21 protein-coding genes are annotated in these 24,091 nt (G+C 75.0%); 17 read left to right on the forward strand and 4 right to left on the reverse strand.

Going from position 1 to position 24,091, the window contains the following annotated elements:
* Positions 1-224 precede the first annotated feature (224 nt).
* From EDD40_RS06000 to EDD40_RS06015, 5 genes are all read left to right on the forward strand, one after another.
* Positions 225-1,295 carry a cellulose binding domain-containing protein gene (locus EDD40_RS06000; protein WP_123741999.1) on the forward strand — a complete coding sequence of 357 codons (1,071 nt, stop codon included), beginning with the start codon at positions 225-227 and terminating at the stop codon, positions 1,293-1,295.
* Positions 1,292-1,708: a hypothetical protein gene (locus tag EDD40_RS06005; RefSeq protein ID WP_148088697.1), complete on the forward strand. Its 417-nt coding sequence runs from the start codon at positions 1,292-1,294 to the stop codon at positions 1,706-1,708. Before EDD40_RS06000 ends, EDD40_RS06005 begins: the two co-directional genes overlap by 4 nt.
* Positions 1,705-1,827 carry a hypothetical protein gene (locus EDD40_RS44290; protein WP_281277749.1) on the forward strand — a complete coding sequence of 41 codons (123 nt, stop codon included), beginning with the start codon at positions 1,705-1,707 and terminating at the stop codon, positions 1,825-1,827. The genes EDD40_RS06005 and EDD40_RS44290 overlap by 4 nt, the downstream gene beginning before the upstream one ends.
* Positions 1,828-1,911: 84 nt before the next feature.
* Positions 1,912-3,066 (forward strand): NAD(P)/FAD-dependent oxidoreductase, encoded by a 1,155-nt coding sequence (locus EDD40_RS06010; protein ID WP_123742001.1) that lies wholly within the window; start codon positions 1,912-1,914, stop codon positions 3,064-3,066.
* Positions 3,063-4,013: an RNA polymerase sigma-70 factor gene (locus EDD40_RS06015; RefSeq protein WP_123747798.1), complete on the forward strand. Its 951-nt coding sequence runs from the start codon at positions 3,063-3,065 to the stop codon at positions 4,011-4,013. The genes EDD40_RS06010 and EDD40_RS06015 overlap by 4 nt, the downstream gene beginning before the upstream one ends.
* Here EDD40_RS06015 and EDD40_RS41475 read toward each other — a convergent pair.
* Positions 4,010-4,174, reverse strand: a complete 165-nt coding sequence (locus EDD40_RS41475; protein WP_170184859.1) for a hypothetical protein — start codon at positions 4,172-4,174, stop codon at positions 4,010-4,012. The genes EDD40_RS06015 and EDD40_RS41475 overlap by 4 nt on opposite strands.
* Before the next feature lie 49 nt (positions 4,175-4,223).
* Between EDD40_RS41475 and EDD40_RS06020 the strand changes: the two genes are divergently transcribed.
* Entirely contained in the window at positions 4,224-5,057 is an 834-nt protein-coding gene (locus EDD40_RS06020) for an NYN domain-containing protein (protein WP_246037447.1), read from the forward strand.
* A 46-nt stretch (positions 5,058-5,103) separates the two neighbouring features.
* On the opposite strand, the gene EDD40_RS06025 is transcribed toward EDD40_RS06020, so the two are convergent.
* Complete coding sequence (locus EDD40_RS06025) at positions 5,104-6,447, reverse strand: cellulase family glycosylhydrolase (RefSeq protein WP_123742003.1); 1,344 nt, start codon at positions 6,445-6,447, stop codon at positions 5,104-5,106.
* Between the two features lie 246 nt (positions 6,448-6,693).
* Here EDD40_RS06025 and EDD40_RS06030 point away from each other — a divergent pair, with 246 nt between their 5' ends.
* Entirely contained in the window at positions 6,694-7,860 is a 1,167-nt protein-coding gene (locus EDD40_RS06030; protein WP_246037449.1) for an ROK family transcriptional regulator, read from the forward strand.
* Here EDD40_RS06030 and EDD40_RS06035 read toward each other — a convergent pair.
* On the reverse strand, positions 7,857-8,642 hold the full coding sequence (locus tag EDD40_RS06035) for an AfsR/SARP family transcriptional regulator (protein WP_170184968.1): 786 nt from the start codon (positions 8,640-8,642) through the stop codon (positions 7,857-7,859). The two genes, EDD40_RS06030 and EDD40_RS06035, sit on opposite strands and share 4 nt — an antisense overlap.
* 331 nt (positions 8,643-8,973) lie before the next feature.
* Here EDD40_RS06035 and EDD40_RS06040 point away from each other — a divergent pair, with 331 nt between their 5' ends.
* From EDD40_RS06040 to EDD40_RS06080, 9 genes are all read left to right on the forward strand, one after another.
* Positions 8,974-9,150: a thiazolylpeptide-type bacteriocin gene (locus tag EDD40_RS06040; protein ID WP_123742005.1), complete on the forward strand. Its 177-nt coding sequence runs from the start codon at positions 8,974-8,976 to the stop codon at positions 9,148-9,150.
* Positions 9,151-9,214: 64 nt separating this feature from the next.
* Complete coding sequence (locus EDD40_RS06045; RefSeq protein WP_123742006.1) at positions 9,215-11,629, forward strand: lantibiotic dehydratase; 2,415 nt, start codon at positions 9,215-9,217, stop codon at positions 11,627-11,629.
* Complete coding sequence (locus EDD40_RS41480; RefSeq protein WP_170184969.1) at positions 11,626-12,702, forward strand: lantibiotic dehydratase C-terminal domain-containing protein; 1,077 nt, start codon at positions 11,626-11,628, stop codon at positions 12,700-12,702. Before EDD40_RS06045 ends, EDD40_RS41480 begins: the two co-directional genes overlap by 4 nt.
* Positions 12,699-14,246, forward strand: a complete 1,548-nt coding sequence (locus tag EDD40_RS06055) for a hypothetical protein (protein ID WP_123742007.1) — start codon at positions 12,699-12,701, stop codon at positions 14,244-14,246. The genes EDD40_RS41480 and EDD40_RS06055 overlap by 4 nt, the downstream gene beginning before the upstream one ends.
* The gene (locus tag EDD40_RS06060; protein WP_123742008.1) at positions 14,243-15,913 is read left to right on the forward strand and encodes a TOMM precursor leader peptide-binding protein; all 1,671 of its coding nucleotides are present in this window, start codon (positions 14,243-14,245) and stop codon (positions 15,911-15,913) included. Before EDD40_RS06055 ends, EDD40_RS06060 begins: the two co-directional genes overlap by 4 nt.
* The gene (locus EDD40_RS06065; protein WP_123742009.1) at positions 15,910-17,010 is read left to right on the forward strand and encodes a hypothetical protein; all 1,101 of its coding nucleotides are present in this window, start codon (positions 15,910-15,912) and stop codon (positions 17,008-17,010) included. Before EDD40_RS06060 ends, EDD40_RS06065 begins: the two co-directional genes overlap by 4 nt.
* Entirely contained in the window at positions 17,007-18,539 is a 1,533-nt protein-coding gene (locus tag EDD40_RS06070; RefSeq protein ID WP_123742010.1) for a thiopeptide-type bacteriocin biosynthesis protein, read from the forward strand. Before EDD40_RS06065 ends, EDD40_RS06070 begins: the two co-directional genes overlap by 4 nt.
* A 198-nt stretch (positions 18,540-18,737) precedes the next feature.
* A complete protein-coding gene (locus EDD40_RS06075) occupies positions 18,738-19,124 on the forward strand; it encodes a nuclear transport factor 2 family protein (protein ID WP_170184970.1) in 387 nt (128 codons plus the stop codon).
* A 123-nt stretch (positions 19,125-19,247) separates the two neighbouring features.
* A complete protein-coding gene (locus EDD40_RS06080) occupies positions 19,248-22,238 on the forward strand; it encodes an AfsR/SARP family transcriptional regulator (RefSeq protein WP_246037450.1) in 2,991 nt (996 codons plus the stop codon).
* 2 nt (positions 22,239-22,240) lie between these two features.
* On the opposite strand, the gene EDD40_RS06085 is transcribed toward EDD40_RS06080, so the two are convergent.
* Positions 22,241-22,585: a hypothetical protein gene (locus EDD40_RS06085; RefSeq protein ID WP_123742012.1), complete on the reverse strand. Its 345-nt coding sequence runs from the start codon at positions 22,583-22,585 to the stop codon at positions 22,241-22,243.
* A 268-nt stretch (positions 22,586-22,853) separates the two neighbouring features.
* On the opposite strand from EDD40_RS06085, the gene EDD40_RS06090 reads away from it, so the two are divergent.
* Positions 22,854-24,077 carry a helix-turn-helix domain-containing protein gene (locus tag EDD40_RS06090; protein WP_246037451.1) on the forward strand — a complete coding sequence of 408 codons (1,224 nt, stop codon included), beginning with the start codon at positions 22,854-22,856 and terminating at the stop codon, positions 24,075-24,077.
* Positions 24,078-24,091: the final 14 nt, after the last annotated feature.

Here is a 24,091-nt window from a genome sequence, read left to right on the forward strand (position 1 = left end):
GCAACGTTCGCGGGCCTGTCGACGGGCGGGCGATCGTGCAGCTCACCGAATCGATCGGCGCAGTCGCCCGGAGGCCGGCCGGGGCGCGCGGCGGGTCGGGAGCGCGTCGGCGATCGGCCGCACGCGACGCACGGCGACCGGTCGCGCCCGCGTCTCGATTGCCTTGCCAACGCAATTGCGCCGACGGACACTCCTGGACGTCACCTTCTCCGGAGGTCCGGACCATGAAACGAAGGCACCTGCTCGCGAGCGCGGCCGCCGCGCTCACCCTCGTGGCCGGCGCCGTGCTCGCCGTGGGCACCGCACAGGCCGACAGCGGCGTGAAGGTCATGCCGCTCGGCGACTCGATCACCGACGGCTTCAACGTCCCCGGCGGCTACCGCGTCGACCTGTGGCAGAAGCTCGTCGCCGGTGGCCGCACGGTCGACTTCGTCGGGTCGATGACCAACGGCCCGGCCGGCCTCGGCGACCGCAACCACGAAGGCCACTCGGGCTGGACCATCGCCCAGATCGACAGCAACATCACCAACTGGCTGCGCACCTACACCCCGCGCACCATCCTGCTGCACATCGGCACGAACGACATGTACGGCGGCGACCCGGGCGGCGCGCCCCAACGCCTCGCCACCCTGGTCGACCGCATCACCTCGTTGGCGCCGAACGCGGAGCTGTTCGTCGCGACGATCGTGCCCCTGTCCTCCGGCGACGCGACCGTCCGCGCCTTCAACGCCACGATCCCCCCGCTGGTGCAGAGCAGGGCCGGCGCGGGCAAGAAGGTGCACCTGGTCGACATGTACCGCGCGCTGACCACCGCCGACCTCGCCGACGGCGTGCACCCCAACGCCGGCGGCTACTCGAAGATGGCCACCGCCTGGTACAACGCGCTGCTGTCCGTCCCCGGCAGCGTCGACGACCCCGGCACGACCACGACGACCACCAGCAGTACGACCACTACGACGACCACCACCACGACTACGAGCCCGCCCGTCGGCGGGGCGTGCACCGCGACCTACCGCGTGGTCAAGGCGTGGGGTGGCGGCTACCAGGCGGAGGTGAAGGTGGCCAACACCTCCACGTCGTCGCTCAACGGGTGGACGGTCCGCCTGACCCTCCCGTCGGGACACGCCGTCAACAACCTCTGGGGCGGCGTGAACACCGGGACCAGCGGGGCCGTGTCGGTGCGCAACGCGCCGTACAACGGCTCGCTGGGCAGCAGCGCGTCGACCACGTTCGGCTACGTGGCCAACGGGCCGAACGCCGACCCGCCGAGCGAGATGACCTGCGTCAGCCCGTGAGCCGAGGTCGGACACCGCCGCGTCGTCCCGGCGTGGCGGTGTCGGCGGCGTGGCGGTGTCGGCGGCGTGGCGGTGTCGGCGGCGCGCCGGACGTGCCGGACGTGCCGTCGACCGTGGTGCCCGGGTCGCCGCCGGTGGACTCCGCGTCACCGGAAGCAGCACGTCGGCACACGATCGGCGGCCGTTCGGGTGCCTCCACGTCACCCCCGGCGCCACCGGACCGGACCTACCCTGGTCAGGCGGGGATCGCGGTCCTGTGCGCGCTGGCGGGTGCGGTGCTGATCCAGCTCGGGTGCGCGAGCGGTCCGGCGGACCTCGTGGTGGCGGGCCGGACGGTGGTCAACCCGATCGTCGCGGCGGTGATCGGCGTGGTGCTGCTGGACGAGACCGGGGCGCCGGGCGTGGCGTCGTGATCGCCTTGGTCGCGAGCGCCGCCGTGTCGCTGACCGGCATCGCCGCCATCGCCCGCTTCCACCGCCGCCGCCTCGCCGCCGAGCCCGCCGACCGCGCCCCGGCCGCCCCGGAGACGTGACCTGCGCCACCCCGCTTCACGTTCGGGTCGGCCTGCCTCGTCTGGTGGTCGTCAGTCCGGGAAGCACGAGGAAGAGGGCGCGCCATGAACAAGATCGTGATCGTCGGGGCCGGCTACGCGGGCATGATGGCGGCGGTCGGCCTGGCCGGCCGGACCAAGGGCCGCGACGACGTCCGCATCACGGTCGTCAACGCCACCGACCGGTTCACCGAGCGGCTGCGGTTGCACCAGGTCGCGTCGGGCGAGGAGGTCGCCGACCTGCGGATCCCGGAGCTGCTGGCGGGCACGGGCGTGGAGTTCGTGGCCGGCTGGGTCACCGGCGTCGACGCGGCGGCGCGGACCGTGCGCGTGGACGACGAGCGGGTGCTCGAGTACGACCGCCTGGTCTACGCGCTGGGCGCGGTCGCCGACACCGCCGCGGTGCCCGGCGTGGAGGACCACGCGCACACGCTGAACAGCGCGCACGACGCCGAGGTGCTGGCCCGGCGCCTGGCCGGCCTGAAGGGCACCGTCGTCGTGTGCGGCAGCGGGCTGACCGGGGTCGAGGCCGCCGCCGAGATCGCCGGGCAGCACCCCCACCTGGACGTCGTGCTGGCCGGCCGGCAGGAGCCGGGCGCCGACCTGGGTCCGAGGGCCAAGGCCTACCTGCGCGCCGCGCTCGACCGGCTCGGCGTCGCGGTCCGCGCCGGCGTCGAGGTCGTCAAGGTGCTGCCGGACTCGGTGGAGGTGGCCGGTGGCGAGGGCATCGCGGCCGACGCCGTGCTGTGGACGAGCGGGGTGCGGGTGTCGCCGCTGGCGGCCGTCGCCGGCTTCGAGGTGGACGACCGGGGCCGCGTCGTCACCGACCCGGCGCTGCGGTCGGTGTCGCACCCCGAGGTCTACGCGATCGGCGACGCGGCGGCGGTCCGGCAGGGGTTCGGGCCGCTGCACGGCACCTGCCAGAGCGGCATGCCGACCGGCGGGCACGTCGCCGCCTCGCTCGCCCGCGAGGTGCGGGGCGCGCGGCCCAAGCCGTTCCGGTTCGGCTACTACCACACGCCGATCAGCCTGGGCCGCGACGACGCGGTGGTGCAGTTCACCAAGCCGGACGGCAGCCCGCGGCCGTTCTTCCTGAGCGGTCGTCGCGCCGTCTGGTACAAGGAGGCGGTGACCAGCGCCCCGTGGCCGACGTTCGGCCGGATCGTCCGCCTCCCCGCGCTCGGTTCGGTGTGGCCGCGCGGCGGGCGGCACACCCGATGACCGCGGAGCAGGCGTTCCGCGAGCACCGGAACCTGCTGTTCTCGGTCGCCTACCGCGTCCTCGGCACCGCCACCGACGCCGAGGACGCGGTGCAGGACGCGTGGCTCAAGTGGTCCGCGGCCGACCGCTCGCAGGTGGCCGACCCCAAGGCGTACCTGGTGCGGATCGTGTCGAACCTGGCGATGGACCGGTTCCGGTCGGCCGCCCGGCGGCGGGAGACCTACGTCGGGCCGTGGCTGCCCGAGCCGATCCTCACCGACGCCCGCGACACCGACGCCGCGGAGTCCGTGTCGATGGCCCTGCTGGTGGTGCTGGAGACGTTGAGCCCGTTGGAGCGCGCGGTGTTCGTGCTGAAGGAGGCCTTCGGCTTCAGCCACGCCGAGATCGCCGCCGCGGTCGAGCGGTCGGAGGACACCGTGCGGCAGGCGGCCCACCGGGCGCGGGCGCACGTGCGGGCCCGGCGGCCCCGCTTCCAGGCCGACCGGGCCCGGCAGCGGCAGGTGGCGGACACGTTCTTCGCCGCCGCGACCGGCGGGGACATCAACACCCTCATGAACCTGCTGGCGCCCGACGTGACGTTGTGGACCGACGGCGGCGGCAAGGTGCGGCAGGCGATGCGCCCGGTCGTCGGCCGGGACCGCGTGGCGACCTGGTTCGCCGGCATCGCGGACCGCCCGTACCAGGGAGTGCTGCCCGCGGACATGACCGCCGAGGTGGTGGAGCTCAACGGCGGCACCGGGATCGTGTTCGGCGGCGGCGGGCGGGTGATCGCGACCGTCACCTTCGACCTGGCGGAGGACGGCCGCATCACCGCCATCCACAACGTGGCCAACCCGGACAAGCTGGGCGCGGTCACCGCCCGCACCGTCCACCGGGTCGACGCGCCGGCCGGGCCGGTGACCGGGGTGGCCGGCCGCCCGGCGCGGGCGGCGCGTGGCGGCGCCTAGTCCGGGTCCATCCCGCCGGCGCCGGCCGTGCCGTCCGGTGTCGACTCGTCCGGTGCGGTGTTGGCGGACCCCGCTTGCTCGTCGGCGAAGGTCGGCCGGGAGTGCTCGTCGGCGAAGTCCGGCTCGTCCGCCGCGGCGGGGTCGGGTTCCGGTGTGGTCATCGCCATGGTGTATCCCTTCGGGTGACGGACCAAACCGGCAGGGGAGATCGTGCGCATCGGGGTGTTCTACGACGGGACGTGGTTCGCCTACCTGAGCGACTTCTACGCCACCGCCCATCCGCGCCGGGCGCGGATCTCGCTGAGCGGCCTGCACGACGCCGTGCGCTGGCACCTGCACACCCGGACGGGTGTCGCGCTCGACGACTGCGTGGTCCACGAGGCGCACTACGTGCGCGGGCGCATCGAGACGCCCGCGGCGTCGTTCGACGCGGCCCTGGCCGCCGCCGGGGTCATCCGGCACGACCTGCCGCTGCACGGCGGCAAGGAGAAGGGCGTCGACGTCCACTTCGCACTCGAGGCGTGGGAGCTCGCGACCAGCGTGCCGTTGCAGTGGGTCGTGCTGATCACCGGTGACGCCGACTTCACCCCGCTCGCCACCCGGCTGACCGGTCGCGGCATCAACGTGGTGGTGCCCGTGGTCGACGACCGGTCGGCCCCGGAGCTCCAGCCCGCCTGGACCCCGCGCACGGCCGCACCGCTGCGGGCGGCGGCGACCCTGACGCCCGCGTTCGACGACCTGTTCGCGCCCGCCGACCGCCTCGGCTACCCGTTGAGCCGTCCGTTCGTGCGTTCCACCGAGGTGGTGGCCTCCCCCGCCGGTACGCCTCGCGGTCGCCGTCGTGGCACCGTGACCGGCTGGAAGCCCGGTCAGCCGCACGGGTTCATCACCGACAGCCGCGGCGGCTCGTGGTACGCCTCCCGCGACGACCTGCCCACGGGCTTGGCCATGCTGCCCACCGGCACACCGGTGTCGTTCACCGGGTCGCCGGTGCCGTCGCCCGGCCGCAAGTACCCGCGGGCGGAGTCGATCCGGTTCGAGTGACCACCGGTGCGCGGACGCGGCGGCGTCCGCGCACCGGTGGAGCCGGTCAGCTCGCGGCGCAGGACACCGCCGGGGCGTTGTTCGCGCCGCCCGACGTGGCCGTGAACCCGAACGAGGCGCCGGCCCCGGCGCCGAGGTTGCCGTTGTAGTTCGCGTTGCGCGCGGTCACGGTCGACCCGCTGCTGGTCACCACCGCGTTCCAGGAGTTGGTGACGGCCTGCCCGTCGGCGAACGTCCAGGTGACGGTCCAGCCCTTGATCGGCGACGCGCCCGCGGTGACCCGGACCTCGCCCTGGAAGCCGCCCGGCCACTGGTTGGTGACGGTGTACCTGGCGGTGCAGGCGAGTCCGCCACCGGGTGTGGTCGTGGTCGTCGTCGTAGTGGTCGTGGTGGTGGTCGTGCTCGTCGGCTGGGTGCCGCCGAAGATCGACGCTTCCTCGGCGGTGGCCTTGATGCCGTTGGCGCCGTGGAAGACGCGCTGACCCCAGGTGGTGAGCCGGGCGGGGTCGAACTCGAGGGCCATGTCCAGGATCGGATCGGAGTTGCCGCTCCACGACCAGGCCAGGTAACCGAGGCCCCGCTTCTGCGACTCGCTCAGGATCGTCTCGTGGTCGACCTCGCCGGCGGCGAACCTCCAGCCGAACTCGCCGATCACCAGCGGCCACCCGTTGGCCTGGAAGCGGTCGAGGTAGTCGGTGATGCTCGACGCGGTGTTGAACACCGAGTACATGTGCACGGACAGCACCGTGTTGCGCGCGGTGTCGGCGTCGAGCACCTCCTGGGCGTTGTCCCGCATCACGTGCTGCCAGTCCTGGCCCCAGTTCGGCGCGTCCACCATGAGCAGGTGCCGGAAGCCGTCGGCCCGCAGCTTCTTGATCGCGCCGGCGGTGGCGTCGGTCCACTGCGCGGCGTCGGTGTTGCCGATCGGCTCGTTGCCGATGTTGACGACGACGTAGTCCTCCTGGCCCACCAGGACGCTCTTCTGGCTGATCCAGTAGTTCGCCGCCTCGTCCAACGACGCCGCCGCGGCTTCCTCGCCGTACCCGGTGGTGTCGTGCACCTCCAGCACGCAGATCATCCGGTTGCGCTTGCACAGGTCGACGACGGCGGCGGTGTCCGTGGACGGCCCCCACCGCTTGCCGGTGCCCAGGACGACCCGGACCGTGTTCGCGCCCAGCGCCTTGACGTCGGCGAACGAGTTGGTCCGACCCGGGTACCAGACGTGCGGGTGGTTGACGCCGCGCATCACGAACGGCTGCCCGTTGGCCTCGACGATCCTCGTGCCGCTGACGTGCAGGCCCACCGCGGCCTGGGCCTGCGGCAACACCGTCAGCCCGAAGCCCGCGACGACCAGCAGCGCGGCCCCGATCATGGCGATCCTGCTTCTCATGGCTCCTCGACACCTCATCGAGTCGACGTAGCTACCGGCTCCGACAGTTCTGGGAGCGCTCCCAGAAAACCTCTCGCTCAGTGACACCCGAAAGGCGCACTATTAGTTTCCGAGGGGAACTTATGCGCCCACGCTACGGTCAGCGCCGTCAGGCCGTCAAGATCCGACTTGCGCGACATCGCGCTGGGTGATCGTCCGATCGGTCGACGTCTGGGAGCGATCCCACATCGCCGCTATCTTCGAGCGGTGACCTCCGAAGCCGCCACCCGCCTCACCGCCTCCTCCTGGCCGACGCTGTCCGAGGTCGCGCGCGACGTCCTGCTGGAGGTGCTGATCCACAGCCCGCTGTCCCGGGCGGAGATCGCCGCCCGGCTGCGCCTGTCCCGGCCGACCCTGACCAGGGTGACGAGGTCGTTGGTGGCGCAGGGACTGCTGGTCGAGGGCGACACCAGACCGCGCGCCTCGGCCGGCCGGCCGTCGGAGATGCTGCACGTGCGCGGCGCGGCGCACCGGTTCCTCGGCGTGAAGCTGACCGCCGAACGGCTCTTCGCCACCGTGACCGACCTGACCGCCACCCCCGTCGCCACGGCCGAGGAGCCGCTGCGCTGCACCGACCCGGACGGGGTCGTCGCCCAGATCGCGGCCGTCGCGCGCCGGTTCCCGGGCATCACCGGCATCGGCGTCACGCTGGGCGGGATCGTGCTCGACGGCGTGGTGGCCCGCGACGAGTTCCTGCGCTGGACCGACGTCCCGCTCAAGGCGGCGGTGACCGGGGCGACCCGCGTGCCCACCGCCGTGGACAACGACGTGCAGGCGCTCACCGCCGCCGAGCACTGGTTCGGCCCCGGCGCGGGGCTGCGGTCGCTGGCGGTGATCACCGTCGGCGCGGGCGTCGGCACCGGGCTGGTCGTGGGCGGCACGCTCGTGGCCGGCTCGCACGGCCTGCCGCCCCACTTCAGCCACACCCTCGTCGACGCCAACGGCCCGCAGTGCGGCTGCGGCCGGCGCGGCTGCATCTCCAGCTACCTGATGACGCACGTCCTGCTGCGGCGGCTGACCGGCCACCCGGGCTACGAAGAGGCCCTGGACCGGGTCCGCGCCGGCGACCCGCAGGCCCGGCAGGTGTTCGACGAGGCCGGCTACGCGCTCGGGGTGCTCATCGGCACCGTCGCCAACGTCATCGACCCGCAGAAGGTGCTGCTCACCGGCGACGGCCTGCCGCTGTACGAGGCGTCGGCCCCGCTGGTGCACGACGGGATCGAGGACACCTACGAGGACGACCCCGACCTGATCGAGCTGGACGTGCGGCCGTTCGGCTTCAGCGAGTGGGCCCGGTCCGGCGCCGCGCTCGCCATCAAGGAGACGATCACCGGCGCCATCACGGGTCAGCGCGACGGCGACCGGCGGCGTTAGGCGTTGCTCAGCAGCCCTTCGAACACCGCTCGCGCCTCACGGCCGGGCCGGATGCCCAGGTCCGCGTCCAGCACCCGCCACAGCCGGCGGTAGGTGTCGATCGCGCCCACGCGGTCGCCGAGGTGGGCCAACGCGCGCATCAGCAGCACCTGCAACGACTCCCGGGTCGGGTGCGCGGACGCGTGCGGCGCGAGGATGTCGGCCGCCTCCTCCCACGCGCCGAGCTCGACCTTGGCGCTCGCCAGGTGCTCCACGGCGGCGATCCGGCGCTCCCGCCACAACGCCGCCACCGCCGTGGCCGGGCCGGACGGCACCAGCCCGACCAGCCCGTCGACCGGCCACCCCGCCAGCGCGGCGGTGAGCGAGGCGACCGCGCTGTGCGGGTCGCCCTCCCGCAGGCGGTCCACGCCGCAGCGGAGCAGCCCACCCGCGCTCAGCACGTCCACCGCCCCGGGTGGCACGTCGAGCCGGTAGCCGTGGCCGACGTGCACCAGCAGGCGCGAGAAGCCCGCGTTCGCGGCGTCCAGGCAGCGGCGCAGCCGTGACGCGTACAGCTGGAGGTTCTTGTGCGCGCTGCGCGGCGGCTCCCGTTCCCACAAGTAGTCCATCAGGCGTTCGGTGGACACGGCCGAACCCGCGTCCAACGCCAGCGCGGCCAACAACGTCCGCGACTTCACCCCTCCCGGCACGACCCCGGTCTTGCCCGGACCGCACACCGCGGGCCCGGCCAACAGCTTGATGTCGATCTCCCACTGCCCACGTGACGTCGAACAGGTCGACACCCCGGATCTCCCCACTTCGCAACCCCCATCGGTCACCGCACACGGTAGGTCGGGCCACGGGTGCGCGACGGGGGGCCGCACGGCCGGATCCATCGGTCGCCGCAGCACATACCGGACGTATACCGGCAGGTGAAAGCGTGCGGCTCGGCGCCCGCACCGCGGAGAGGCGCCCGATGACCTCGCCGGATCCCGATTCGGGGTACCGCAACGCCACGCGCGCGGCGGTCCGGTCGGCACGGTGGGGCCGGGCACGATCCGGGGCGGGTCGCCCGCACCACAGACGCGGCGCGCCGACCGGCGCCACCGCGCCCCTGAAGGAAGGACGTGACCGATGGACCTGACTTTCGACGACTCGGAACTCGACCTCGGCGACCTGGCCGTCACCGCGATGCGTGACGCCGTCGCGCTCCCGGAGACCGGCGCCTCGGCGGCGGCGTGCTCGTGCAGCAGCACCTCGTGCTGCTGCTGTCAGCAGCCCCAGCTGCCGACGCTGCCGACGCAGGGCTGAGTCGAGCCGGAGCCGGGGGCGTCCGCGCGCGGACGCCCCCGGCCCACACCACGGGGAGCACCGGATGGCCAGTGACCGCACCACCACCGAACTCGCGCCGTACGCGTTGGTCCGGGTGGCCGCGCTGCCGCACCCCCGACCGGCCGGGTCGGTCTTCCGGGCGGCCCTGGCCGCGGTCGCCGCGGCCGAAGACCGGATCGCCGCGCTGGCGCCGGAACTCGCCGACGCGCTGCACGACAGCGCCGACGGCCACTCCCCCGCGTTCCACCGCGCGGTCGTGCTGCCGTTGCGCCGCGACGTGCACAACGGCCGCGTCCCGCGCCCGGCGGACCTCGGCGACCTGCCGGCCCGGGTGCCGCGCCTGGCGCAGTGGCTCGCCGCGCACGAGGAGCTGGCACGGGCGGTCGACGCGACGCTGGCGGCGTGGCCGCACGACCTGGCCGCGTCACGTGCCTGGCTCGCCGAGGTCTGCGCGTCCGACGAGCTGCGCCGGGCCAGCGCGCTGACCGGCCCGGACCTGCTGCACGGCCTGGACCGCACCGCGCGCGGCGGCGGCGAGCCCGACCGCAAGGCGCGCAAGGCGGAGCCGACCGTGCTGCGGTACGCGTTGCGCGCGACGTCCAAGACCAGCCCCCTGTCCTGGTACACGCACGTCGGCTGGGGCGTGTGGGGCGAGGGGCCGTGGCCGGCGGCGGAGCCGGTGTCGCACCCGGCGGTGCACCGCCTGCTCGTGACGAGGGTGGTCGACGCGCTGGGGCCCAGGCTGCCGCACCGGCTCGCGCCCGCCCTGCGGGAGCGCGACGGCCGCCTGCTGTTCCGCCGGGACGTGCCCGTCGAGGGCGTCGGGCGGGCGGCGGTGGTCCGCGAGGAGGAGGTCGACGTCGCGGCGACCCGCCCGTTGCGGTTCGTGGTCGAGGTCGTCCGCCGAGCCGGCCCGGAAGGGCTGGCGCCGGACCGGATCGCCGCGGCGCTGGCGGCGAAGCTGACCACCCCGGACGCGGACCGCACGGCACGCGGGTTCGTCGCGAAGACCCTGGACCTCGGGCTGCTCGTGCCGGTCTCCCCGATCCACCCGCAGGACCCGGACGCGATGGGCGCGCTGGCCTCATGGCTGGCGCCGGCCGACCGCGACACCGCCGGCCGGCTGACCGCGCTGGCCACGACCACCGCCGCGTTCGGCACCGCCGACCCGCCGGGCCGCGCGGCCGTGCTCGCGGAGCTGTCCGCCGGCTGGCGCGACCTCGGCGAGCGGGTCGGCGCGGACCTGACCGGCGTGACGCCGGTGGTCGAGGACGTCGTGCTGCCCGAGCCGGTGCCCGTGCCGCCCGGCGCCGCGCCCGCGCTGACCGCGCTGACCCCGCTGCTGGTGGCGTTCGACCAGCACGTGCTGCTGCGCCGGCTGATCCGGACCAGGTTCGTGGCGCGGTTCGGCGTGGGCGGCGTGGCGACCCTCGCCGACTGCTCCGGGCCGCTGTCGCAGGCGTGGCAGGAGTCGATGGACGTCGACGGCCTGGACGACCCCGACGTGCGGGCCGTCGTCGAGACCCGCGACAAGCTGGCCGGGCAGGTCCACGACGGGGTGGTCACCGACGACGTGCTGGCCTCCGCCGCCGACCTGCTGCCCGCGTGGGCGACCCGCCGCACGGGCTCGTACGGCTTCTTCGCCCAGCCGACCCACGACGGCCGGCTCGTGGTCAACCGGGTCTACGCCGGGTTCGGCAAGTTCACCAGCCGCTTCCTCGACCTGCTGCCCGGCGCGCGCGACGCGGTGACCGGCCAGGTGCGCCGCCACACCACGAACCCCGTGCAGTTCCGCCCGGTGCAGGGCTTCAACGCCAACCTGCACCCGTTGCTCGGCGCGCGCGAGGTCGGCGAGGACCCCCGGTGGGCGGACCTGGCGGCGGACGAGCTGGACGTGCGGCACGACCCGGCGACCGACGAGGTCCGGTTGACCCACCGCGGTGTCCCGCTCGACGTGCTGTACCTGGGTTTCCTGATCCCGCTGGCGCTGCCGGACCGGCAGGTGCCGCTGTACTCCGACCTCGCCTGCGGCTGGGTGGACCTCGACCGGCTGCGCGCCGCCACCACCGACGGCGGGGTGACCGCCCAGGGCCGCCTGACCTACGGGGACGTCGTGCTGGCGCGCCGCTCCTGGGACTTCGCCGTGCCGCCGACGATCGGCGCGGAGGAGCGGGCGGCGCTCGACGCGGCCCGGTTGCGCGCCCGGCACGGCCTGCCGGAGCACGTGTTCGTCGGACCGGACCGGGCGCCGATGTCGGCCGACGCCTACCGGCACGCGCTCACGGCGGGCAAACCGCAGTACGCCGACCTGGGCGACCCGCTGCACCTGCGCTGCCTGCCCCGCCTGCTGGCCCGGTTCCCGGACGGCGTGCGGCTGACCGAGGCGCTGCCCGTGCCCGGCGCCGGCGGCGGCCGGGTGGTCGAACTGATCGCGGAAACGTACTGGAGGGCCTCGTGACCGACGTCGTCTGCTACTACCACAACCCGGTGAAGGCGCCGTTGCTCCGCGATGCCGTGCTGCCCGCGCTCGCCGAGGCGGAGCGCTCCGGCGCGACCGGGCACGTGGAGCGGCACTGGTTGCACGGCCCGCACGTGCGGGTGCGGCTGCACGGGCCGGAGGAGGTCGCCGAACAGCTCGCGTCACGGCTGCGCGCGCACCTCGCCGAGCACCCGTCCACTGTGGACTCGGACGACGCCGTGCTGCTCGCCCGGGCCAGGCAGAACGGGATAGCCGAGCTCGTGCCGCCGCCCTACGAGCCGATCCACCCGGACAACACCGTGCTCGTCGAGCCGACGGACCTCACGGCGTTGCGGCGGCTGCTGCTCTCCGACGTGCTGATCGACCTGCGCGCCCGGTGCCTGCGGCTCGGCGTGCCCGCGATCCGCGACGCCGTGGCCGCCGACGGCACCAGCCAGTCGCGCGTGCGGCTGGCGATGGTGGCGATGACGGCGCACGCGAGCCGGTTCCCGGCGGGCCTGGTCAACGGCTACCACTCGTTCCTGTCGCACCTGGAGAGCTTCCTGCTGCACAGCGATCCCGACGGCGTGCTGCGCGACCGGTTCGACGGTGTGTGGCGGCGCAACGCCGAGCAGGTGGTGCGGACCGTGCGCGAGGTCGCCGAGGGTTCGGTCACGACGCCGTGGGTGGCGTGGACGGACGGCACGCGCGCGCTGGTCGAAGAGGTGCACGACCGGGGCGAGCTGCCCACCGCGTACTCGGCGCACCTCGGCGAGCGGGCCCTGGAGATGGGCGAGGAGGAGGCGATCCGGCGCTGGCACCGCGACCACACCGACCGGATCAGCGACTACCACGACCGGTTGCGGGAGGTCGACTTCGACCACCCCGACTACCAGCGGCCCGTGACCGTCTACCGCTTCGGGACCAACATGCTCTACCAACTGCTGGCCGTGTGCGACGTGACGCCCGCGGAGCGCTACCTGGCGGCGAGCCTGGTCGTGCGGGCGGTCCAGCGGATCACCGGGATCGGCTGGTCCGAGCACGTCGCGCAGATGACGAAGGTGGCTCGATGAGCGGGAACCTGCTGCGCCTGCGGCCGATCGTGCACGCGACGCCGACCGCGACCGGCCTGCACGTGCGGGGGTGGCGGTCCAGCTTCTCCCTCGACGGCGGCAAGGGCCTGTGGACGATCTGGGAGCGCCTGGCCGGTCCGCTGGCCGAGGGCGTGCCGCCGGCGCAGCTGGCGGTGCCGGAGAACGCGCCACCGGCCGTGGCGCGCGCGTTGGAGCTGCTGATCGGTCAGCTGCACGAGCACGACATGCTGGTGGAGGTGCCGGCCCACTGGGGTGGGCACGCCCCGCCCGAGGACATCGCGAACTGGCTGGCCGCCGTCGCGCCGTCACCGGTCGAAGCGTGGCAGCGGCTCCGGTCGGCCGCGGTCGCCGTGACCGGCGACGGGGCATTGGCCGCCCACGCGCGCCGCGCGCTGGTCGCGGCGGGGGTCGAGGTCTCCTCGGTGCGGCCGGGCGCCGGTCTGCTCCTGACCGCCGACACCCACGCCGTGGCCGCCGGGTGCGCCGCCGACGTCGGTTTCGCGGTCGCGCCGGGCGCGGTCGCGGACGTGACGGCCGACGCGGCGGCGGTGGCCCGGCGGTTGGCCGGCGCGGCGGGCGCACCGCCGGAGGTGCTGGCCGCGCTGGTCGCGTCGGCCGCGGCGCACCGGCTCGTGTGCGCGCTGGGCGGTCTGCCGGACCCGTCCACCGAGGTGGTGGACATGTGGAGCGACGTGCCGCCGACCGGGCCGCCGCACCAGGCCGTCCTGGTCGCGCGGGTCGACCCGCTGCACGCCGAGTACCACCCGTGGCTGTCCGAGGTCCGGCCGCGGGAGCCGGGCGGCCCGGTGCTGGACCTGCTGGGTGACCGCGAGTTGGGCCCGGTGCCCGCGCCGCTGCCCGGTGCGCTGCCGCAGCTGCCGGTCAAGCTGGCCGCCTCCGGCGACGTGGTCGGCTTCGGCGCCACCGAGCACGCCTCGCGGCTCGACGCCCTGCTCCGCGCCGCACGTGCCCTCGCGCCGGACGGCGTGGCGCTCGGCGCGGACCGGGTGCACGCGCTCGGCCTGGCGCTGCGCACGGCCGTGCGGCCCCTGGGGGGCACACCGGTGGCCGAGGACGAGTGGGCCGCCGACCCGACCGCCCGGCGCTGGTGGAAGGCCGTCACGCTCCGGTTCGCCCTGCCCGCCGAGGTCGAGGTGACCAGGCTCGGTCCACGCGTGGTCCGCGCCGTGGTGCGGGCGGACGGCGAGGAGCTGTCCTGGGCGGTCGAGGCCGAGCCGGCGGACGCCGTCGCGTTCGCCGCGATGGCCGCCGCCGGGCGGGCGCAGGCCGGGGTCGCCGGGACCGTCGTGCTGTGCGGCGCGGCCCCGTTCGCCGAGCCGGACGGCGCCGCCGCGCCCTGGACGAACCGGGACTGGCACTGGCCGTACGGGCTGCGTGACGGCGAGGAGGCCTTCCAGGAGGACCTGCGGGCGCTCGCGGGCGACGTCGAGCCGGTGCCCCTCGGTCCGGTGCTGGAAGCCGCCGGCCTGGTGGCGTTCGCGGTGTCGGAGGCGGGCCGGTGACCGCGCGGGTGGTGGAGCTGACCGACTACGCGCTCGGCGACCTGGACGGCGTCGGCGCGGACGGCCCGGTGCTGCCGGTGCGGTTCGACGGCGCGCTGGTGCTGATCGGACCGGTGTCGGACGGCGTGTGCGTGAGCTGCGCCGAAGACGCGCGGTTGGCCACGCTCGGCGCGTCCGTGCCGCGTGGCGATCGGCGGATGAAGGTGGGCGGCCTGGCGTCCTCGGCGCTGCGGCCGCTGATCGACGTGCTGGTCGCGCGCGCGCTGGCCGATCCGGAGGCCCACCGCGACAAGGTGCTGGCGTTGCGGACCGACCTGGCGACCGTGGGCGAGCACCGCGTCCGGCCCCGGTCCGGCGGCTGTGCGACGTGCGGCCCCCTGCCCGAGGACGCCCCGGAAGCGGTGGTGCGCCGACCCGTCCCACCGGTGCCCGGCACGTTGCGGGGGCCCAACCCGCTCGCCGAGGGCGACGCGCTGCGCCGGGAGCTGTTCGACCTCAGGCACGGCCCCGTCGGCGGGATGCACCGCATCGGCGACCTGACCGTGGCGGCGGTGAGCGCGGAGCTGGGCGGCGGGCAGGCCGGGTTCGGCCGCACCGCCGACTACGCCGAGGCCGAGCGGGTCGCGTTGTACGAAGCGGTGGAACGGCACGCGGGCCTGCGGCCCCGGCGCGTCACCACGGTCCTGGAGGCGTCGTACGCCGAACTGGGCGGACGCGCGCTCGACCCCACCCGCCTCGGCCTGCCCGACCACGAGTCGCCGCACGTCGTGCCGTACCACCCGGACGTGCGGACCCGGTGGGTGCACGGCTGGTCGTACACCCACGGGCGGCCGGTCGCCGTGCCCGAGCACGTGGCCTACTGGGGTCGCGGCACGGGCGCGCGGTTCGTGGACGAGACGTCCAACGGCTGCGGCACCGGCAACAGCCTCACCGAAGCGGTGCTGTACGGGTTGTTCGAGGTCGCCGAGCGGGACGCGTTCCTGATGGCCTGGTACCAGCGGACGCCGTTGCCGAGCCTGCGGGTGCGCGACGACGTCACCGCGCACCTCGCGGACCGGTTGGAGCAGCTCGGCTACCGGCTGGAGCTCTACGACGCCACCAACGACCTGGGCGTGCCGTCCGTGCTGTCGCTGGCGAGGTCGCCTCGGTGGCCCCACGCGTTCTTCGCGGCGGGCGCCGGGCTCGACCCGGACTCGGCGATGCGGTCGGCGGCGGCCGAGGTGGCGATGGACGTGGAGGCGGGCGCGAAGCGCTACCGGGTCGAGCCCGGCGACTACGACGTGGACCGGCTGCGGGACATGCTGCGCGACCCCCGGCTGCTCCGGAGCATGGACGACCACGTCAACGTGAACGGGTTGGCGGAGGCCGTCGAGCGGTACGACTTCCTGACGCCCGGACCGGAGGTGGACCTGGCGGTGCCGGACGTGCCGCGGGACGACCTGGACGCGTTGCTGGAGCACTACGTGCGCGAGTGGGCGGCGTTGGACCTGGAGGTGATCGCGGTCGACCAGAGCGACCCCGTGGTGCGCGACCGGCTCGGGCTGCACTCGGCAAAGGTGATCGTGCCCGGCACGCTGCCGATGACGTTCGGCGAGCTGAACCGGCGCACGCACGGCCTGCCCAGGCTGCGCCTCGCCGGCGCCCCGCTGCCCCACCCGTTCCCGTGACCGCCGACGCCCTGCTCGCCGCGTACACCCACGGTCCGGGGCGGGTGGTCGAGCCCGGCACGTCGCCGCGCACGGCGGCTCCGCACGGGCCGTGCGTGCCGCTGACGGCCCTGCGGGGACGGTTCGGCGCGGCGTTGGCGCGGCTGCTGACCGACGTGGCGACACCGCTGCGGTGGGAGCCGTGGAACCAGTACAACGACCACCGGGCGTACCCCTCGGCACGGGCCGCGGCCACCGTCGACCTGGTGCTGGACGGGCGGTGGACGCTCGACCCGGTGCGGCGGGCGCTGGTCGGCGACGGGACGCCGGTGGTCGACGGGCCGGCGCGGATCGGGCTGGTCCGCCGGCGCGACCGCCTCTCCCCCGGCTACCGCGAGTTCGGCGACGTGCTCACGGAGCTGGAGGTGGGGCACGTGGCGGCGGCGTTGGTCGAGCACGCGGCCCGGCTCGGGCTCGCGGCGAGCGTCTCGGGGCTGACGGTCACCGTGACGTTCGGCGGGACGCCCGCGGCCGGTCCCGCGCCGGTTCCGGTCCGCGGTTCGGGGGTGGGCCCGCGCGGCGTCGCGGCCGATCCCCGGCCGCTGCCCGCCCGCGTGCTGCACGCCGTGGTCGAAGCCGTCAACGACCCGCCGGCCGGGTCGCCCGTGCGCGACGACCTGCGGCACCGGCTGGCGGTGCGCAACGTCGAAGGCGTCGCCGACGGCTGGTACGACGTGACCGGCGGGCTGCGGCTGGTGTCTCCCGGACCGGCGGTGGCCGGCTTGCGCCCGGTGTTCGGCCACCCGCCCGGGACGATCGACGTCGCCTCGATGAACCTCGCGCTGGTGACGACCGGCGACCCGGCCGCCGCGGTGGCGTCCGACGGTCCGGACGGCTACCGCGCCCTGCTGCGCGCCGCCGGTGCGACGGCGCAGCACGTGTGCACGGCCGCGGCGGCCGGCGGGGCGTTCTGCCGGCCGGCGCGCAGCACCGACGACGGTCCGCTGGAGGCCGCGGTCGGCGCGCCCGCGTCGCACGCGCTGCTCTACCTGCTGCTGGCCGGGCGCACGCGCGGCAACGGCTTCACCTACGACCTCACCCCGCTGGAGGCGCGATGACCTGGACCGGCCTGCACGTGCGGCTGTGGTGGGCGGTCGAGGACGTCGACGCGTTCATCGCCGGCGTCCTCGCGCCGGAGCTGGACGGGCACCGCGCGGCGGGACGGATCGCCGACTGGTTCTACGTGCGGTACTGGGAGGAAGGGCCGCACCTGCGCGTCCGGGTGCGCGACGCGACCGTCGACCTGGCCGACCGGTTGCGCGCGCTGGTGGCCGAGGCCCGCCACCCGGTGTCGGAGCCGGGACCCGACTGGCTGCCGCACGGCGACGTCCGGGAGACGCGGTACGAGCCGGAGGTGGAGCGGTACGGCGGGCCGGCGGCGTTGCCCGTGGCCGAGGACGTGTTCTGCCGCAGCACCGAGGTGGCGGTGGCCGTGCTGCGGTCGGCCGGGTCCAGGTTCACCGCGGGCGTCGAGCTGGTGATGGCCACGACGATCGCGCTGGGGCTGGACCGGGTGGAGGCGGCGTCGTGGCTGCGTTCCCTGGCGACGGGGTGGCGGCAGGCGCGCGAGCCCGTCACGCCGCCGGCGCTCGGCTCCCACGTCGCCGCGCGGAAGCTGCACGAGGCGCGCGCGGCGCACCTGGCGGCCCGGTGGGACCGGCTCGAGTCGCACGCCACGGGCGCGGTGGCGTACTGGGTCGACCAGGTGCGGTCGGCGGACCTGCCGCGGTACGCCTGGGCCTCGCAGCTGCACATGCTGTGCAACCGGCTCGGCCTCGACCCGGAGGAGGAGCGCACGGTCTGCCGGCTGGTGGCGATGACGGCCGAGGCGCCCGACGGGCCGACCCCGTTCCACGAGGACGGGGCCGCCGCGGCCGACCGTCGCTACCTGGCGGCCAGCAAGTTCCACGCCGGCGTGCCGGACCAGGGCCCGCTCAAGGTCGGCCTCGGCTCGCCGCTGCGGCCGTGGTGGCCGGACGTGCCGCTGCCCGCGGCCGCGCCCCTGACCGGCGGCCTGGCCGACGCGTTGCTGACCCGGCGCACCGCGCGCGGCGCCGAGCCGACCGGCTCGCTCGACGCCGGGCAGCTGGCGACCCTGCTGTGGACGGCGCAGGGCGCCCTGCCGGACGGGCGCAGGCCGTACCCGAGCGCGGGTGCCCGGCACAGCGCGCGGCTGCGGGTGCTGGCGTGGCGGGTGACCGGGCTGGAGCCGGGTGTGTACGAAGTGGACGAGGCGCGGCGGACGCTGGTCCACGTCGCGCCCGCGCCGCCGGTGGCCGACGTGCGGGCGAGCTCCATGTGGTTCGGCGACGGGGAGGGCCGGGTGGACCCGGCCGGGACACCGGCCGTGCTGGCGCTCTACGCCCGGGTCGGCGCGCTCCGCGCGGCCTACGGCCTGCGGGCGCTGCGGTTGGCGTTCACCGAGGCCGGTCACCTGGCGCAGAACCTCGCCCTGGTCGCCGCGTCGTCGGGGCTGGCGTTGGGGATGATCGGCGGCTTCTACGACGACATGGCGCACGACGTGCTCTGCCTGGACGGCGTGGACGACGCGCTGGTCTACCTGATGCCCCTGGCCGCCGCCGGCTGACCGGCCCGCCGCCGCGCCCGGGTCCGGGGCTGTCCCGACGTCCCGGCCCCACCCCGGCGCGAACCACCCCGGGAGACCCGCGCTTCGCCCGGCGGGGCGCGGACCAGGCACGGGGGTTCGTGATACCGCAGCGATAACGATCTTTGATCACCGTGGGAGATGGTGGCGGCGCAGGGACGTCTACGGAGGGACAGCGACATGTCGGCGAACGGGCGGCACGTGGTCGGGCGGGTCGGCGACGTGGTCACGACCGTGGGGGTCGAGCACGTCCGGCTCAGCTACGAGTACCTCGACCGGCGGGACATGGACGGGTACGGGTCGTTGTTCGACGACGAGGCGGAGCTGTGCTCGCCGGTGGCAGGAGTGGTGCGCGGGAGGGCGGGAATCGAGTCCTACCAGGCAGAACGCGCCGTCGACGGTGGGCGGCACGTGGTCGAGGAGGTGATCGCCGCGCCGGGGCGGGTGGTCGTGGTCGGGCGGGTGACCGGCGCCGGGCGGGAGGTGGAGTTCGTCGACCTGTTCACGCTCACGGAGCACGGGCTGCTGCGGTCGCAGAAGTCGTTCTTCTTCGCGGCTCCCCGCTGAGGGGCGCGGCACGCCGATCGGCGTGCGCCGAATGACCGGCACGAACCCGGCTTCCGGCTGTGTGCGACCACGGTGACCACCGGTTATCTTCAGTTCGGGGGTCGATGCAAGTGGGAGCAGCCCGTGGAATTGGGAGCAGTCGGGTCGCCGCCCATCCCGGTGTACCGGATCCTGGGACCGCTGCACGTGGCGGCCGGACCCGACCGGGTCAGCCGGGTGCCACCCGGACGGCAGCAGATGGTGCTCGGCGCGTTGCTGCTCGACGCCAACCGGGTCGTCGGCATCGACCACCTCATCGACGCCGTGTGGGACGAGGCGCCGCCCGCCACCGCGCGCCGGCAGATCCAGATCTGCGTGTCCGCGCTGCGGGCCAACCTCGCGTCGATCGGACGCGGTGAGGCGATCGTCACCCGCCCGCCCGGCTACCTGCTGCGCGTCGCGGACGGCGAGCTGGACGTGCAGGTGTTCGCGGCGCTGACCGCCGAGGGCGAGTCGCTGGTGCGGTCGGGCGATCCCAAGGCCGGGCTGGCGCTGCTGCGCCAGGCCTTGGCGCTGTGGCGCGGACCGGCGTTGGGCGGCACGGCGGGCAGCAGGCTGCGGGCGAAGGCCGCGAAGCTGGACGAGGACCGGCTCGCGGTGCTGGAGACGACGTTCGACCTCGAGCTGAACGCGGGGCGCCACCGCCAGCTCGTCGGCGAGATCAGCGCCCTGGTCGCGCAGTACCCGCTGCGGGAACGGCTGCGCGGTCAGCTGATGCTCGCGCTGTACCGCTCGGGGCGGCAGGCCGAGGCGTTGGAGGCCTACCGCACGACGCGGGAGCTGCTGGTCGACGAGCTCGGCCTGGAGCCCGGCGAGGACCTGCGCCGGCTGGAGACGGCGATCCTCGCGGGAGACCCGTCGCTGGCGGTGCGCCCCGACCCCGGCCAACCGCAGCAGCAGCCGCCCGCGCGGTCGTCGTCGCCTCCCCCGGCGGCGACCGTCGTCCCGCTCCAGCTGCCCGCCGACATCGGCGAGTTCACCGGCCGGGCCGAGCTGGTCGCGCAGGCCCGGGAGCTGCTGGCGCAGGGCGGTCGGGCGACGCGCGTGGTGGCGCTGGTCGGCAAACCCGGCATCGGCAAGAGCGCGGTCGCCGTGCACGTCGCGCACCTGCTGGTGGAGGACCACTTCCCCGACGGGCAGCTCTACTGCGACCTGGGCGGCACCCGCGAGCACCCGACCAGCGCCGCCGACGTGCTCGGCCGGTTCCTGCGCGCGATGGGCATCCCCGGCACGTCCATCCCCGACGCCGAGGACGAGCGCGCCGAGATGTACCGGCAGCTGGTGGCGCGCAAGCGGATGCTGGTCGTGCTGGACGACGCGGCGACCGAGCGCCAGGTGCGGACCCTGTTACCGGGCAGCAGCTCGTGCTCGGTGATCGTGACGAGCCGGACGCGGCTCACCGGCCTGCCGGGCGTGCGCGTGCTGGAGATCGACGTGCTCGGGCACGACGAGGCGCTGGACATGCTCGCCACGGTCATCGGCCGCGACCGGGTGGACGCGGAACCGGCCGCCGCGACGGCGCTGGTCCGGCTGGTCGGCTCGCTGCCGTTGGCGCTGCGCATCGTCGCCGCCCGGCTGGCCGCACGGCCCGGCTGGTCGCTGGCGTGGATGCTGGAACGGCTGTCCGACGAGCGCCGGCGGCTCGACGAGCTGGCGCACGGCGAGATGATGGTGCGCGCCAGCCTCGCCCTCACCTACGACGGCCTCCGGGTCGACGCGCGCCGGTTGTTGCGGCTGCTCGGCTCGCTCGACGGGCTGAGCTTCCCCACGTGGGTCGCGGCGGCGCTGCTGGACGTGGACGTGTTCGAGGCCGCGGACCTGCTGGAGGGCTTGGTCGACGCGCAGATGCTGGAGGTCGTGGCGGTCGACGCGACCGGCAGCCCGCGGTACAAGTTCCACGACCTGATCCGCCTGTTCGCGCGGGAGCAGCTGGAGCTCAACGAGGGCGACGAGGCCCGGTTGGTGGCGTTGCGCCGGGTCGTCGGCGGCTGGTTGGCGTTGGCGGGCGAGGCGCACACGCGCGTCTACGGCGGCGACTTCACCTCGCTGCACGGTGACGCGCCGCGCTGGCTGCCCGCGCGGTCCCATGTGGACCGGTTGCTCGCCGACCCGTTGCTGTGGCTGGAGACCGAGCACCCGAACCTGTGCTCGGCGGTCGAGGTGAGCGCCGAGGAGGGGTTGCACGAGGCGTCGTGGGACCTGGCGGTGACCCTGGTGACGTTGTTCGAGGCGCGGTGCTACTTCGCCGACTGGGACCGCACGCACCAGCAGGCGCTGGCCGCCGTCCGCCGCGCCGGCAACACCCGGGGCGAAGCGGCGCTGTCGTGCTCGCTGGCGTCGTTGCAGCTGTCCTGGTCGCGGGCCCGGGCGGCGCGCGAGCTGGTGGAGCCGGCGTTGCGCACGTTCGAGTCGCTGGGTGACGACCGCGGGGTGGCGCTGGCGCGGCGCAACCTGGCGCTGGCGCACCACCGGCTCGGCGAGCTGGAGAACGCCGCGCCGCTGTACCTGGCCGCGTTGGAGGGGTTCCGGGCCTCGGGCGACCCGGTCGGGCAGGCGTGGGTGCTGACGCAGGTCGCGCAGATCGACCTGGAGCACGGCGAGCAGGAGCAGGCGGCCGACCGGCTGTACGAGGCGCTGGACATCTGCCGCCGGTTCGGCAACCAGCGGGTGGAGGTGCAGGTCCGGTACCGGTTGAGCGACCTGATGGTCCGGCAGGGGCGGCACTGGGAGGCGGAGGAGGCGTTGACCGAGCTGCTGGCGGCGGTGCGCGCGTCCGGTGACACCGTCGGCGAGGCGCGGGTGCTGCACAAGCTGGCGGTGGTGAAGCTGGCGCTGGCGGACCCGGAGGCCGCGGAGGGCCTGTTGCGGGAGGCGCTGGAGGTGCGGGAGCGGGCCATGGACCACGGTGGCGCCGCGGAGACGCGGGCCGAGCTGGCGGTGGTGCTGGCCGAGCGGGGTGACCGGGCCGCGGCGGTGAGCCTGCTGGGCCGGGCGATCTCGACGTTCGCGGAGCGGAACATGGGCGCGGCGAGGCTTCGCGCGCAACAGGTCCTGGAGCGGATCAGGACCGGCTGAGGTCAGCTCGCGGTCGGACCCCAGGGCGTGTCGTCGCCCGTCGGGCCCCAGGGCGTGTCGTCACCCGTCGGACCCCACGGGGTGTCGTCGCCCGTCGGGCCCCAGGGCGTGTCGTCACCGGTGGGGCCCCAGGGGGTGTCGTCGGACGTCGGCCCCCAGGGCGTGTCCTCGGTGGTCGGCCCCCAGGGCGTGTCGTCACCGGTGGGGCCCCAAGGCGTGTCGTCGGTGGCGGTCGCGGTGGTGGCGGCCGGGGTGGTGGCGGCGTGGGCGGCGGTGGCGGCGACCACCGGGGCCAAGAGGATCGCGGCGGTGACTGCGGTGGCGGCGAGGATGCGGTCGATGCGCATTGTCCTGCTCCCTTTTTCCTGGAGGTCGTGTTCCGGGCCGTGCTGCTGGAACCGACATTAGGAATGCGGGGCATTGCCGAATTATCACGCGACGAACGCCCCGCGAAATCCCGGTTTCGCGGCACGGGCACTGCCGCGATAACGGCGCGATACCGGCGTGACGATGCTGGGAGGAGAACCGCCGGAAGTGCTCTCTTCGCAGGTCGAAGCGGGTACACCGGCACACCGCCCCTCGCAGCGGCACGACCTCATCGCCACCGGAGCAGGCATGGACGGGAATTTCATGTACGGGCAATTCGGCGAACTGCTCAAAAAACACCGGATGAAGCGCGGAGCCACCCAGCGGCAACTGGCCGACCTGTCCACCGTCAGCGTCCGCGCGATCCGCGACCTGGAGGCCGGACGAGCGAGCCGGCCGCGCCGCGACACCGTGCGGCTCATCGCCGACGGGTTGCGGCTCAGCGGACGCGAGCTGACCACGTTCGAGGCGGCGGCCATGAGGGCGCGCGGCGGCGTGGAGATCGACCTCGCGCCGGACCTCGCGGCCGTGCCGCCGCCCGCCGCGCTGGACGTGCTCGTCGGCCGGGACGCCGAGGTCGCGTCACTGCTCGCGCTGCTCGGCGAGGGCGGCTCACGGCTGGTCGCGGTCACCGGGCTGCCCGGCGTCGGCAAGACGCGCCTGGTCGTGGAGGTCGCGGGACGGCTGCACGGGTCCGGCACGGCCCGCGTGCTGTGGGACGCGGCCACCGCGCCGGCTCCCGGCGGTGGTGCGGCGCGGCTGCGGCTGCTGGTTCACTCGGCGTTGGCCGTGGCGGAGGACGGCGAGGGCTGGGAGGCGCTGGCCACCCTCATCGGCGACCGGGAGGCGGTGCTCGTGCTCGACGGGCACGACCCCGCGTGGCCCGACCCGGACCGGGCGCTCGCGCTGGTGCACCACTGCCGGCGGCTGCGGCTGCTGCGCACGACGCGCGGGTCCCGCCCGATCCCCGGTGAACGCGTCGTCGCGCTCCCCCCGCTGACCCCCGGGCACGCCGCGCGCCTGCTGCACCGGCTCGCGGGCCTGCCGGACGAGACCGACCCGGCGCTGGTCGAGGTCGCCGAACGGCTCGACGGCCTGCCCGGCGCGCTGGAGGCGGCGGCGTCGTGGCTGGTGGTGCACCGGCCGGAGGAGCTGCTCGACCTCGTGCGCGCCGACCCGCTGGACGTGGTCGCCGACCGGCTGCCCGAGCTGCGCGACTCCCTCGACCACGCGCTGTCCGACGTGGACGGCGCGGTGATCGCGGCGCTGGCGGGCGACTGGTCGGTGGTCGACGCCGCCCGGTTGGCCGACGTCCCGCCGGTGGCGTGCGCGCGGCTCGTCCGGCGCCTGCTGCTGCTCGGCCTGGTGCGACCGGTGGGCGACGACCGGTTCCGCGTGCTGGCCCTGGCCCGCGCCCTAACTGCCTCCCGGCTGCCGGTCGGGCTGCCGCTCGACGCGTCACGCGACTCCTAGCGTCGGCTCGACGA

This window comes from Saccharothrix texasensis (assembly GCF_003752005.1).
In the GTDB taxonomy this organism is placed as follows: Bacteria; Actinomycetota; Actinomycetes; order Mycobacteriales; family Pseudonocardiaceae; genus Actinosynnema; species Actinosynnema texasense.

What these genes read in the sequence shown, in the direction of transcription:
- EDD40_RS06000 (WP_123741999.1), top strand. Translation starts at nt 225, where the DNA reads ATGAAACGAAGGCACCTGCTCGCGAGCGCGGCCGCCGCGCTCACCCTC.
- EDD40_RS06010 (WP_123742001.1), top strand. Translation starts at nt 1,912, where the DNA reads ATGAACAAGATCGTGATCGTCGGGGCCGGCTACGCGGGCATGATGGCG.
- EDD40_RS06015 (WP_123747798.1), top strand. Translation starts at nt 3,063, where the DNA reads ATGACCGCGGAGCAGGCGTTCCGCGAGCACCGGAACCTGCTGTTCTCG.
- EDD40_RS41475 (WP_170184859.1), bottom strand. Translation starts at nt 4,174, where the DNA reads ATGACCACACCGGAACCCGACCCCGCCGCGGCGGACGAGCCGGACTTC.
- EDD40_RS06025 (WP_123742003.1), bottom strand. Translation starts at nt 6,447, where the DNA reads ATGAGAAGCAGGATCGCCATGATCGGGGCCGCGCTGCTGGTCGTCGCG.
- EDD40_RS06040 (WP_123742005.1), top strand. Translation starts at nt 8,974, where the DNA reads ATGGACCTGACTTTCGACGACTCGGAACTCGACCTCGGCGACCTGGCC.
- EDD40_RS06045 (WP_123742006.1), top strand. Translation starts at nt 9,215, where the DNA reads ATGGCCAGTGACCGCACCACCACCGAACTCGCGCCGTACGCGTTGGTC.
- EDD40_RS06055 (WP_123742007.1), top strand. Translation starts at nt 12,699, where the DNA reads ATGAGCGGGAACCTGCTGCGCCTGCGGCCGATCGTGCACGCGACGCCG.
- EDD40_RS06070 (WP_123742010.1), top strand. Translation starts at nt 17,007, where the DNA reads ATGACCTGGACCGGCCTGCACGTGCGGCTGTGGTGGGCGGTCGAGGAC.
- EDD40_RS06075 (WP_170184970.1), top strand. Translation starts at nt 18,738, where the DNA reads ATGTCGGCGAACGGGCGGCACGTGGTCGGGCGGGTCGGCGACGTGGTC.
- EDD40_RS06085 (WP_123742012.1), bottom strand. Translation starts at nt 22,585, where the DNA reads ATGCGCATCGACCGCATCCTCGCCGCCACCGCAGTCACCGCCGCGATC.
- EDD40_RS06090 (WP_246037451.1), top strand. Translation starts at nt 22,854, where the DNA reads ATGGACGGGAATTTCATGTACGGGCAATTCGGCGAACTGCTCAAAAAA.